Source organism: Escherichia sp. R1, from assembly GCF_003000935.1.
Classification (GTDB): domain Bacteria; phylum Pseudomonadota; class Gammaproteobacteria; order Enterobacterales; family Enterobacteriaceae; genus Escherichia; species Escherichia coli.
This window is the reverse complement of sequence record NZ_PSRU01000001.1, coordinates 269,910-282,089: the sequence shown is the minus strand read 5'-3', so window position 1 is coordinate 282,089 and position 12,180 is coordinate 269,910. Positions and strand designations below refer to the sequence as shown.

At 50.0% G+C, this 12,180-nt stretch carries 13 protein-coding genes; 5 read left to right on the top strand and 8 right to left on the bottom strand.

Annotation, left to right across the window (positions count from 1 at the left end):
* The first annotated feature begins 54 nt into the window (after nt 1–54).
* Nucleotides 55–1,170: an aldose sugar dehydrogenase YliI gene (gene yliI, locus C4F37_RS01420; protein WP_000555041.1), complete on the top strand. Its 1,116-nt coding sequence runs from the start codon at nt 55–57 to the stop codon at nt 1,168–1,170.
* On the opposite strand, the gene gstB is transcribed toward yliI, so the two are convergent.
* Complete coding sequence (gstB, locus tag C4F37_RS01415; protein ID WP_001295292.1) at nt 1,167–1,793, bottom strand: glutathione S-transferase GstB; 627 nt, start codon at nt 1,791–1,793, stop codon at nt 1,167–1,169. The two genes, yliI and gstB, sit on opposite strands and share 4 nt — an antisense overlap.
* 245 nt (nt 1,794–2,038) lie before the next feature.
* On the opposite strand from gstB, the gene dacC reads away from it, so the two are divergent.
* Nucleotides 2,039–3,241, top strand: coding sequence for a serine-type D-Ala-D-Ala carboxypeptidase (dacC, locus tag C4F37_RS01410; protein WP_000195961.1), 1,203 nt, complete (start codon nt 2,039–2,041; stop codon nt 3,239–3,241).
* Between the two features lie 46 nt (nt 3,242–3,287).
* Here dacC and deoR read toward each other — a convergent pair whose 3' ends face one another.
* Nucleotides 3,288–4,046, bottom strand: coding sequence for a DNA-binding transcriptional repressor DeoR (deoR, locus tag C4F37_RS01405; RefSeq protein ID WP_000450116.1), 759 nt, complete (start codon nt 4,044–4,046; stop codon nt 3,288–3,290).
* Between the two features lie 57 nt (nt 4,047–4,103).
* Entirely contained in the window at nt 4,104–4,700 is a 597-nt protein-coding gene (gene ybjG, locus C4F37_RS01400; RefSeq protein WP_001773882.1) for an undecaprenyl-diphosphate phosphatase, read from the bottom strand.
* Between the two features lie 284 nt (nt 4,701–4,984).
* On the opposite strand from ybjG, the gene mdfA reads away from it, so the two are divergent.
* Entirely contained in the window at nt 4,985–6,217 is a 1,233-nt protein-coding gene (mdfA, locus tag C4F37_RS01395) for a multidrug efflux MFS transporter MdfA (protein ID WP_001180105.1), read from the top strand.
* Nucleotides 6,218–6,257: 40 nt separating this feature from the next.
* Here the strand turns inward: mdfA and ybjH are convergent, their stop codons facing one another.
* From ybjH to C4F37_RS01380, 3 genes are all read right to left on the bottom strand, one after another.
* Nucleotides 6,258–6,542, bottom strand: coding sequence for a protein YbjH (ybjH, locus tag C4F37_RS01390; RefSeq protein ID WP_000605480.1), 285 nt, complete (start codon nt 6,540–6,542; stop codon nt 6,258–6,260).
* 85 nt (nt 6,543–6,627) lie between these two features.
* Complete coding sequence (ybjI, locus tag C4F37_RS01385) at nt 6,628–7,443, bottom strand: 5-amino-6-(5-phospho-D-ribitylamino)uracil phosphatase (RefSeq protein ID WP_001298572.1); 816 nt, start codon at nt 7,441–7,443, stop codon at nt 6,628–6,630.
* Nucleotides 7,443–8,651 (bottom strand): MFS transporter, encoded by a 1,209-nt coding sequence (locus C4F37_RS01380; RefSeq protein WP_000217859.1) that lies wholly within the window; start codon nt 8,649–8,651, stop codon nt 7,443–7,445. The genes ybjI and C4F37_RS01380 overlap by 1 nt, the downstream gene beginning before the upstream one ends.
* 83 nt (nt 8,652–8,734) lie before the next feature.
* On the opposite strand from C4F37_RS01380, the gene rcdA reads away from it, so the two are divergent.
* Complete coding sequence (gene rcdA / locus C4F37_RS01375; protein ID WP_001295903.1) at nt 8,735–9,271, top strand: DNA-binding transcriptional regulator RcdA; 537 nt, start codon at nt 8,735–8,737, stop codon at nt 9,269–9,271.
* 174 nt (nt 9,272–9,445) lie between these two features.
* On the opposite strand, the gene C4F37_RS01370 is transcribed toward rcdA, so the two are convergent.
* Nucleotides 9,446–11,131, bottom strand: coding sequence for an aspartate:alanine antiporter (locus C4F37_RS01370; protein WP_001024876.1), 1,686 nt, complete (start codon nt 11,129–11,131; stop codon nt 9,446–9,448).
* Nucleotides 11,132–11,400: 269 nt separating this feature from the next.
* Here C4F37_RS01370 and C4F37_RS01365 point away from each other — a divergent pair, with 269 nt between their 5' ends.
* On the top strand, nt 11,401–11,778 hold the full coding sequence (locus C4F37_RS01365) for an inner membrane protein YbjM (RefSeq protein WP_000681104.1): 378 nt from the start codon (nt 11,401–11,403) through the stop codon (nt 11,776–11,778).
* Nucleotides 11,779–11,807: 29 nt separating this feature from the next.
* On the opposite strand, the gene grxA is transcribed toward C4F37_RS01365, so the two are convergent.
* Nucleotides 11,808–12,065, bottom strand: coding sequence for a glutaredoxin 1 (gene grxA, locus C4F37_RS01360; RefSeq protein WP_001195231.1), 258 nt, complete (start codon nt 12,063–12,065; stop codon nt 11,808–11,810).
* Nucleotides 12,066–12,180: the final 115 nt, after the last annotated feature.

The following is a 12,180-nucleotide window of genomic DNA, read 5'->3' as shown; positions in this document are numbered from 1 at the left end:
TTTGTTATCTCCTCCACTGACTACGCTTTAAGCCAGAGTCAATCCGGAGGCGTTATGCATCGACAATCCTTTTTCCTTGTGCCCCTTATTTGTCTTTCTTCCGCTCTCTGGGCAGCTCCTGCAACGGTAAATGTCGAAGTACTGCAAGACAAACTCGACCATCCCTGGGCGCTGGCCTTTTTACCCGATAATCACGGTATGTTAATCACTCTGCGCGGCGGCGAGTTGCGTCACTGGCAAGCAGGAAAAGGATTATCTGCGCCGCTTTCCGGAGTGCCGGACGTTTGGGCGCACGGGCAGGGCGGTCTGCTGGACGTGGTTTTAGCGCCCGATTTTGCTCAGTCGCGCCGCATCTGGTTAAGTTATTCCGAAGTTGGCGATGATGGCAAAGCCGGAACTGCTGTGGGTTATGGCCGCTTAAGTGATGATCTCTCAAAAGTGACCGACTTCCGCACCGTCTTTCGTCAGATGCCAAAACTGTCTACCGGCAACCATTTTGGCGGGCGGATGGTATTCGACGGTAAAGGTTATCTTTTTATTGCTCTGGGCGAAAATAATCAGCGCCCGACGGCGCAGGATCTGGATAAATTACAGGGCAAACTGGTGCGTCTGACCGACCTGGGAGAAATCCCGGATGATAATCCTTTTATAAAGGAATCCGGTGTGCGCGCCGAGATCTGGTCTTATGGCATTCGTAATCCGCAAGGAATGGCGATGAATCCGTGGAGTAATGCACTATGGCTGAATGAACATGGCCCGCGCGGTGGTGATGAAATTAATATTCCGCAAAAAGGCAAAAACTACGGCTGGCCGCTGGCAACCTGGGGAATCAACTATTCGGGCTTTAAGATACCGGAAGCGAAAGGGGAGATCGTCGCCGGGACCGAGCAACCTGTTTTTTACTGGAAAGATTCGCCCGCCGTGAGCGGCATGGCCTTCTATAACAGCGACAAATTCCCCCAGTGGCAGCAAAAATTATTTATTGGCGCGCTGAAAGATAAAGATGTCATTGTGATGAGCGTCAACGGCGACAAAGTGACAGAAGATGGCCGTATTTTAACGGACAGAGGGCAGCGAATTCGTGATGTTCGCACTGGACCCGACGGTTATTTATACGTTCTCACCGACGAGTCCAGTGGGGAATTACTTAAAGTTAGCCCACGCAATTAGCTAACGGGAATCATCACCACTTTGCGCACTGCGGGGCGTTCAGTGAGTTGCTGATACCAGCGTTGCAGATTTGGACGCGGTGTCCAGGTCAGGCCAACGTTAAACAAATTGTAGATGAACGGTGCGATAGCGATATCGCCCACACCAAACTCGTCGCCTGAGAACCATTTTACTTTTGCCAGTTCCGCATCGAGCAGGGCAAACAGGGCGTCGCACTCTTTGCAACTGGCATCAATGGCGGCCTGATCGCGCTCTTCCGGTGGTGTTCTGACTAATCCCATCAGGATCCCGCGATGAGCATTACTGAGCGTCTGGTTTGCCCAGTCCATCCATTTTTCTGCTTCCGCACGACGTGCCGGTGAGTCGATCCACAGGCGTTTTTGCCCGTACTGTGCCGCCAGATAGCGGACAATGGCGTTTGATTCCCAAAGAATGAGATCACTTTCGTCGTCACGCAACAACGGCACCAGCCCGTTAGGGTTCATCGCCAGAAAATCAGCATCGTGATTTATCCCAAACTCACGGCCCGCGAGAATTTGCTCATAAGGTAGTTCCAGTTCTTCGAGCGTCAGCAATACTTTTTTTACGTTGGTTGAATTATTCCGACCCCACAGCGTAATCATACTCACCCCTTTTCCGACAGGCAGCCACAGGCTGAACAGGACTCCGATGGTGAAGTAAAGTTAACTTTTAAGCAACAGCTGGCAAAAAAATGACACCAGAAGCAGCGAAGCGGCAGGATATTGCATAAACTTTAAAAACTTTACCAACTTACGGTTTCTTTAAGTTTGTGTGTGCGTTATTAATCACCGAACTTATCATACGGCGATATAACGTATTTTTTTGAATGGATACTCGGGTGGCATTTATGACGCAATACTCCTCTCTCCTTCGTGGTCTTGCAGCGGGTTCTGCATTTTTATTCCTTTTTGCCCCAACGGCATTCGCGGCGGAACAAACCGTTGAAGCGCCGAGCGTGGATGCGCGTGCATGGATTTTAATGGATTACGCCAGCGGTAAAGTGCTGGCAGAAGGCAATGCGGATGAGAAACTGGATCCCGCGAGCCTGACTAAAATTATGACCAGCTATGTGGTTGGGCAGGCGCTTAAGGCCGATAAGATTAAACTCACCGATATGGTGACGGTCGGTAAAGATGCCTGGGCGACGGGAAATCCGGCACTGCGTGGTTCATCGGTAATGTTCCTCAAACCGGGCGATCAGGTTTCGGTGGCAGACTTGAACAAAGGTGTGATTATCCAGTCCGGTAATGACGCCTGTATTGCGCTGGCTGATTACGTTGCCGGGAGCCAGGAGTCATTTATTGGTTTGATGAATGGTTATGCCAAAAAACTGGGTCTGACCAACACTACCTTCCAGACGGTGCACGGCCTGGATGCGCCGGGGCAGTTCAGTACCGCGCGCGATATGGCATTGCTGGGTAAAGCATTGATCCACGATGTGCCGGAAGAGTACGCCATTCATAAAGAGAAAGAGTTCACCTTCAACAAAATTCGTCAGCCTAACCGTAATCGTCTGCTGTGGAGCAGCAATCTGAATGTTGATGGCATGAAGACAGGAACCACGGCAGGCGCGGGATATAATCTGGTTGCTTCGGCTACCCAGGGCGATATGCGTTTAATCTCCGTAGTGCTGGGGGCGAAAACTGACCGTATCCGTTTTAATGAGTCTGAGAAATTATTGACCTGGGGCTTCCGTTTCTTTGAAACCGTGACGCCAATTAAACCTGATGCCACATTTGTGACTCAGCGCGTCTGGTTTGGTGATAAGAGCGAAGTGAATCTCGGGGCAGGCGAAGCGGGCTCAGTGACCATACCGCGTGGGCAGCTGAAAAACCTGAAGGCGAGTTATACGTTAACGGAACCGCAGCTTACCGCACCGCTGAAAAAAGGTCAGGTTGTCGGCACCATTGATTTCCAGCTTAACGGTAAATCCATTGAGCAGCGTCCGCTGATCGTGATGGAAAATGTGGAAGAGGGCGGATTCTTTGGTCGGATGTGGGATTTCGTGATGATGAAATTCCATCAGTGGTTCGGCAGCTGGTTCTCTTAATCTTCTGATAACCGGATGGCGCGAAACGTCATCCGGTTATACGTCATTAATACATCAACTTAATACGCTGCGTCTGCGCGTACTTCACATACTCATCTTCCGGGCAACAATCGCTCACAACAATATCAAAGCGTTTCAGGTCACCCATGCGCGCCGGACGCACCTTGCCAAATTTACTGTGGTCGACAACCAGCACATGCTTTTGCGCCATCGACATGGCCCAGTGTTTTACCGGCAACTCTTCAAGATTAAAGCAGGTAGCGCCTTTACTGACATGCACGCCCGCAGCGGAATAAAAAGCGATATCCGGGCAAAAATTATTCAGCGTTTGCTGAAAATCGATGGGTTTGAAAATGGCGTTGCTGGCGTGAAATTCACCACCGCAAAGAAACGCGCGGCAATGGGGTTTCTCTTTCAGCGCCAGAAAAGTATTTAGCGAATAACAAACGGCGGTAAAAGGGATTTCATTATCAATTGCTTCAATAATCCACGGCGTGGTGGTGCCACAGTCAAAAAAGAGGGTCTGATCGGGTTCTATCAGCGTCGCAGCCAGTTTTGCCGCCCGGCGTTTTTCTTCCACCAGGCGGGATTTTTGATCGCTTAACAGGTAATGGCTGGCGCTGCGTGGTTCCAGAACAATATAGCCGCCGAGCAAAACGACGGGCGCACTGTGGTTGTTCAGATCGCGACGAATCGTCATCTCCGAAACCCCAAGCAGGGCGGCGGCGTCTTTAAGATGTAACTTATCACTGCGTTTTAATTCTTGCAGCAGCTGCCCGATACGCTCTTCGCGACGTGTTTCCATAATCCCTCTGAATAGTTATTGAAGCGAGCCGCTCAATACTACACTTTTTAGCAGAGATCAGTCACGCACCCAGCCTTTGCGGATCGGTAATGCAAAACAGAAGCGATACCACGATTGCAGACGTTGATAGAGTTTATGCCCCATCGCTTGCCAGATAATCTGGGCGCTAAGGCAGCCAATCATACCTGCCAGCAATCCACCGAGCATATCCAGCGGCCAGTGGACGCCAAGATAAACGCGCGACCAGGCAATGACGACGGCCAGCACCATTAAAAGTGAGCCGGACCACAGGCGATGCCAGCATAAAAATGCCAGTGCAAAGGTGAAAATCACCGTACCGTGATCGCTCGGGAATGAGTCATCCGCCGCATGATGCAGGAAGTTATAGCCGATATTTTCGACAAAGGGTCGGTCGTGCGGAAAAAGATGTCCCATCGTCCAGGACACAAACAGGCTGACCGCCAGCGCGATAGCGATTTTTATCACCAGTTGCCGTTGTGCTGTAAGCCCCCACAACCAAAGTACTGCGACCAGCAACGGCACCACGGTAATCAAATCTTTAGCAATAAAAATCGCCAACGAGATCATCCACGGCGCAGAGTCTGGCGTTGCGTTAATAAGAGAGAATAGAGAGAGATTCAAATTTTCCAGCATAACTTCCCGACGCAAAGTGATTAAAAGGGAGCCAATACAGGCAAGTCGTTGAGAATAAAGTGCAGGTTAAACTGGGTAAAGCGGCATCGTCTTATTTCCCTCAAGCGGCCTGTTTACGGTAGGTGATTGTAACGGGCAAAGGTTAAATAAAACTTAAAGAAAGCGTAGCTATACTCGCAATAATGTAAGAATGTGCTTAACCGTGGTTTCAGCTACAAAATTCGCTTTCTCGTTAGCTGCGCTTTTATTAAACTTTGCGCGATTATTATTGGCGAAGAAATTGCATGCAAAATAAATTAGCTTCCGGTGTCAGGCTTGGACGTCAGGCGTTACTTTTCCCTCTCTGTCTGGTGCTTTACGAATTTTCAACCTATATCGGCAACGATATGATTCAACCCGGTATGTTGGCCGTGGTGGAACAATATCAGGCGGGCATTGATTGGGTTCCTACTTCGATGACTGCGTATCTGGCGGGCGGGATGTTTTTACAATGGCTCCTGGGGCCGTTGTCGGATCGTATTGGCCGCCGTCCGGTGATGTTGGCGGGAGTGGTGTGGTTTATCGTCACCTGTCTGGCAATATTACTGGCGCAAAACATTGAACAATTCACCCTGTTGCGCTTCTTGCAGGGCATAAGCCTCTGTTTCATTGGCGCTGTGGGATACGCCGCAATTCAGGAATCCTTCGAAGAGGCCGTTTGTATCAAGATCACCGCGCTAATGGCGAACGTGGCGCTGATTGCTCCACTACTTGGTCCGCTGGTGGGCGCGGCGTGGATCCATGTGCTGCCCTGGGAAGGGATGTTTGTCTTGTTTGCCGCATTGGCAGCGATCTCCTTTTTCGGTCTGCAACGAGCTATGCCTGAAACCGCCACGCGTATAGGCGAGAAACTGTCGCTGAAAGAACTCGGTCGTGACTATAAGCTGGTGCTGAAGAACGGCCGCTTTGTGGCGGGGGCGCTGGCGCTGGGATTCGTTAGCCTGCCGTTGTTGGCGTGGATCGCCCAGTCGCCGATTATCATTATTACCGGTGAGCAGTTGAGCAGCTATGAATATGGCTTGCTGCAAGTGCCTATTTTCGGGGCGTTAATTGCGGGTAACTTGCTGTTAGCGCGTCTGACCTCGCGCCGCACCGTACGTTCGCTGATTATTATGGGTGGCTGGCCGATTATGATTGGTCTGTTGGTCGCTGCTGCGGCAACGGTTATCTCATCGCACGCGTATTTATGGATGACCGCCGGGTTAAGTATTTATGCTTTCGGTATTGGTCTGGCGAATGCGGGACTGGTGCGATTAACCCTGTTTGCCAGCGATATGAGTAAAGGTACGGTTTCTGCGGCGATGGGGATGCTGCAAATGCTGATCTTTACCGTCGGTATTGAAATCAGCAAACATGCCTGGCTGAACGGGGGCAACGGACTGTTTAATCTCTTCAACCTTGTCAACGGCATTTTGTGGCTGTCGCTGATGGTTATCTTTTTAAAAGATAAACAGATGGGAAATTCTCACGAAGGGTAAAAAAATGCCTGATTGCTTTGTGCGATCAGGCATTCTCGAATTAATGGTGATGGTCGTCAATCTGGTGTTCGATAACCATCCCTTCACCTACGCTGGCAAGATGGCGAACATAAGGATGCGGGCGGTAAGCCGGAGCTGGCGCAGGAGCCACATAGACGGTTTGCGGCACAGTCGCGACGCTGACCGCTTGTGGAACGCTGACTGAATCAGGAACCACAACCACTTTGTATCCACTCGGCACATCGACGGTGACACTTTGCGCCATCGCCACACCAGTAAAGCCCATTAAAAGCGCGCCCAACAGTAGACAATTTTTCATAATCATTTCGCCTGAAATAATGCAGCGGGTTAATTTCCGCGAATTATGCAGCCTTCATTCAGGCATTGTGTTGCCGGGCGTGCTGCCTTTTTTATTGCTTAAATGGCGCTTCGTGTTTAAGCACTTTATCGATCACATCCAGTACGCCTTCACGGTTATTGGAGCCTGCCCGGTATTTTGCCGCTGCGACGACCGCGCTGCCGGCATTTTCCATTGCAAAACTAAAGCCTGCCTGACGCAGCATCTCAATATCGTTACCGCCATCGCCAAAGACCACCACTTCGCTGTCGTCTATTCCCCATAATTTCTGCAGTTGGCGAAGGCCATTGGCTTTATGTACGCCGGGGATAATCAGATCGATGCTGCCGTTGCCGGTGTGGACCGGCACCATAATATCGCCGATGGCCTCATGTAATGCTTTTTGTACTTGTGGAATCAGTTCATCGGAAAGATTCAGACCAAACTTAAAGAAGATATCTTCTAAGTTGTCAAAGTTATCGACGTATTCCAGACGGTGATAATACATTTCCGCCACCGTTTTCATGGCATCGTCATATTTTTTGAGGGTATAGGCGCTATTTTTTCCGCAGGCAATAATTTCCACTTCCGGGCGCGTCAGCAAATGTTCCACGACAGTAGCAAACGCATCCTTCGACAGCTCGCCATTAAAAACATCTTTGCCTTCGCTCACTACCCAGCCGCCGTTTTCAGCCACAAAGGCTATTTCATTAGCAATTTCAGGGAAGAAAGAGATCAACTGATAATATTGATTCCCGCTGGCGACCACAAAGCGAATGCCTTGTGCTTTCATTTGCTGATACTGAGCCATAAACCGCTCACGGTTATAGGTTTTTTGATCGCTTAAGAAAGTACCATCCATGTCTACCGCAATTAATTTAATGCTCATCAACTATTCTCCATCGCCGTCTGCGTTTTGGTATCGGGTTTGGCGACGGCTTTCGCGACAATAGCCGCGAGAATAACCAGCGCCAGTACAACCAGCATTGCACTACGTAATCCATAATGTTCGCCGAGATAGCCCAGCAGCGGCGGCCCGACGAGGAAAGCCAGATAACCGGTCGTAGCTACCACGCTGACGCGGGTTGGTGCATCGGGGCCGGTATCGCTGGCGGCAGAAATAGTCAGCGGGAAGCCCAACGAGGCACCCAGTCCCCAAAGTACAACAGACACCCCAGCGACCCAGGCGCTATCGACAAAAATAATCAGCCCAATACCCAACGCCCCCATTAGTGCACTGGCCCGAACCACGGCAACGCGACTGTAACGGTCAATGAACCAACCGCCGGTAAAGCGTCCAACGGTCATCCCCAGGGTAAACCCGGCATAAATCAGCGAGCCGGAAGTAGGGCTAAAACCGTGACCATCAACCATTAATAAGGGTAACCAGTCGTTGGCAGAACCTTCGGCAAAGGCCATCGCCAGCACCACAACACCAATCAACAGCAACTGGATATCCCGATAAAAAGGTACGCCTTTTTCACCATGCTGGGTGCCATCGGCAGCATTTTTGCCCGTACCGTCAGGGATTGCCTGAATGGCGATATAAATAGGTGCGATGCCTACCAGCGCCGCCAATAAAATATGCACCGTTGCCGGAACGCCAAAGGCCGTAAGTGCCATCCCGACACCTGCGCCTGCCAGCGTGCCCAGGCTATAAAAACCGTGCATCATCGGTAAAACCGTCTTATTCATTTCTCTCTCAACGGCGGCACCTTCAACGTTTATCGCCACTTCCGCAGAACCAAAACTAGCCCCAAAGACGCCGAGACCAACGGCAAAGAGCAAGGGCGATGTCAGCCAGAGTGCCAGACTTAATATCATCATCCCAATCAATGCGCAGGACATCGTCACAAGGATGACATTACGCGTCCCAAAGCGTTTCACTAACCACGCCGAGCAGAGAATACCGCTCATCGAACCGATCGACAGACCAAAGAGAACACCGCCCATTTCAGCGATCGAGACAGAGAGAATATCGCGGATAGCAGGCGTACGGGTTGCCCAGGACGCCATTAACAGGCCTGGCAAAAAGAAGAACATAAACAGCGCCCAGGTTCGGCGTTTCAATGCATTACGTGAAGAATTTACGGTCATAGACCACGTCAAAATAAGAAGAGGGAAGACAACATTAGCAAGACTGTGTACATTTGTACACAATTGCAGAGAGAGGAAATGACATGCGTCGCGCTAACGATCCGCAACGGCGAGAAAAAATTATCCAGGCCACGCTGGAGGCGGTGAAACTTTACGGAATACATGCTGTTACACACCGCAAAATTGCTACCCTTGCCGGGGTGCCGTTGGGATCGATGACCTACTATTTTTCAGGAATTGATGAGTTGTTGCTGGAGGCGTTCAGCCGTTTTACTGAGATCATGTCCCGGCAATATCAGGCATTTTTTAGCGATGTTAGTGATGCTCCAGGCGCATGCCAGGCTATCACCGATATGATCTACAGCTCACAGGTCGCAACGCCGGATAATATGGAGCTGATGTACCAGCTCTACGCGCTGGCTAGCCGAAAACCGCTCTTAAAAACGGTAATGCAAAACTGGATGCAGCGCAGTCAACAAACGCTCGAACAATGGTTTGAACCCGGAACCGCCCGCGCGCTTGATGCGTTTATTGAGGGAATGACGCTGCATTTTGTCACCGACCGTAAGCCGCTATCACGCGAGGAGATTTTGAGGATGGTTGAGAGGATTGCTGGGTAGTAGATAAATTTCAGGCAACAAAAAACCCATCAACCTTGAACCGAAATGGCGGGGTTGATGGGCTCCACAAAATGGGGACATCAAAGAAAAGCAGTGGCACTAATTAAGACTGATGCCCTGCGGAAAAGTTCTGCGGTTGTGCAAAAAAATTTCATTTTCAGGGCAACTTCAGTTTTATCCTAATCCTGGCCATACCATGACGATGATTGTCCCTGCCAGCGTCAGCAGGACGTTGGCGATTGCATAGGTGCCCGCATAGCCCAGCGCCGGGATGTTACTGCGAGCTGTATCACTGATGATCTCCATTGCCGGCGCGCAGGTGCGTGCGCCCATCATTGCGCCGAACAACAGTGCGCGGTTCATTCGCAATACATAAGCACCGAACAAGAAACAGATAACCACTGGCACAAGACTGACAATCAATCCGGCAATCAACATCTGACCGCCAATCGCGCCCAGGCCGTTATTAATACCGCTACCGGCGCTCAGACCAACGCCTGCCATAAACACCATTAAGCCGAACTCTTTCACCATGCTTAATGCACCCTGCGGAATGTAACCGAAGGTCGGGTGGTTAGCGCGCATAAATCCCAGCATAATTCCGGCGAATAACAACCCGGCAGCGTTCCCCATGCCGAAACTGAATGTGCTGAACTGGAAGGTGATCATCCCGATCATCAGCCCAATAACAAAGAAGGCGCAGAATGCCAGCAAGTCAGTGACCTGGCTGTGAATCGAGATAAAGCCGATGCGATCGGCGATGGTTTTTACGCGACGGGCATCGCCGCTGACTTGTAAAACGTCACCTTTGTTAAGCACGACGTTGTCATCTATCGGCATCTCAATCTGGCTACGAATGACGCGGTTAAGGAAGCAACCGTGATCGGTCAACTTCAGTTGTGCGAGACGTTTGCCCACGGCGTTATGGTTTTTAACGACCACTTCTTCAGTGACGATACGCATGTCGAGAAGGTCACGATCGAAAACTTCTTTGCCGTTACGGAAGCTGGGATCGAGTCGTGCGTGGGCGTCGGGATAGCCTACCAACGCTATTTCATCGCCCATTTGTAGCACAGCATCACCGTCTGGATTCGCCAGAATCCCGTTACGTCGAATACGTTCAATGTAGCAGCCAGTTTGTCGATAAATACCCAGTTCACGCAGATTTTTGCCGTCGGTCCAGGCCACCAGCTCCGGGCCGACGCGGTAGGCGCGGATCACCGGTAAATAAACCTTACGGTTGGCATCAGTGTCCAGGCCACGTTCGCGGGCGATTTGCTGGGCGCTGGTCTGTAAGTCCTGATGCTGCAATTTCGGCAAGTAACGCGCACCAACAATCAAACTCACCAGACCGATTAAATAGGTTAAGGCATACCCGAGGCTCAGATTATCCAGTGCCAGTGAGAGCTGCCTGCTTTCCATGCCGGAATGACGCAGTGTATCGCCAGCACCGACCAGAACCGGTGTCGACGTCATAGAGCCAGCTAACATACCGGCCGTCAGGCCAATATCCCAGCCAAACAGCTTACCTAACCCTAAGGCGATCACCAGCGCACTGCCAACCATCACCAGTGCTAACATTAGGTAATTTTTCCCATCGCGAAAAAAAATGGAAAAAAAGTTCGGTCCGGCTTCGACCCCGACGCAGAAAATAAACAGCATAAAGCCAAGATTAAGCGCGTCGGTGTTAATGCTGAAATGTTGTTGGCCTAATAACAGCGATACGACTAAAACGCCAATGGAATTACCCAGTTGGATCGAACCAAGTCGTAATTTCCCGAGACATAGCCCAAGCGCGAGGACCACAAATAATAACAGAATGTAATTCCCATTTAACAATTCGGCGACGTTTATATTCACGGAGGCTAACTTCTTGTTTACTAGTAAGCTGTTGAAAGAAATGGTAATTTACGATAATGTTTTTTACCAGAATTCAGGGCGCAGATTCATTCAGCGCACCTAAACGATAGTAAAGTAACAATATATTTTACTAGTGTAATCACATTAGGTATCAACGGCTATATGAATTGCGTTGGCCTATATTAGCATGGAATGCGAAGCGGCTTTATCTTACTGAACGCCACACTGGCGAAAAATGTGTTCGATAGACGCAGTGTCAGGAGGAACGAGTGAAACATAAACAACGTTGGGCGGGGGCAATCTGCTGTTTTGTCCTCTTCATTGTGGTGTGTCTTTTTCTGGCGACGCACATGAAAGGCGCTTTTCGGGCTGCCGGGCATCCTGAAATCGGTTTGCTATTTTTCATTCTTCCTGGTGCAGTTGCCAGCTTCTTTTCACATCGTAGAGAAGTCCTGAAACCTCTGTTTGGCGCAATGCTGGCGGCACCCTGTTCGATGCTCATTATGCGGCTGTTTTTTTCACCGACGCGCTCATTCTGGCAAGAGCTGGCATGGTTATTAAGTGCGGTGTTCTGGTGTGCGCTGGGGGCATTGTGTTTCTTATTTATCAGTAGCTTGTTTAAACCACAGCACAGAAAAAATCAATAAAGCCCTCAACGCGAGGGCTTGTCAGACGATCAGGCGTCCAGATTCTCTTTCACCCATGCAGCAAAATCGGTATAGCCGCCGATATGTTGCTGATCGACAAAAATCTGCGGCACGGTTTCTACGGGTTTACCTGCCTTTTGTTGTAGATCTTCTTTAGTGATCCCTTCCGCACGAATATCTACATACTGATACTGGAAATCATCGCGCTCATTGCTCAATTTCTCGGCCAGATCTTTTGCACGCACACAGTAAGGGCAACCCGGACGACCAAAAATAACGGTTTGCATTATTTCTCTCCTCATAGATTTATGCCTGTAATGATCACGCTAAAATGTATTCGCTGAAAGTAGGTTTAACCTGTTGCATTAATTGCTAAAAGCTATAACTGTTAAACACAATGCA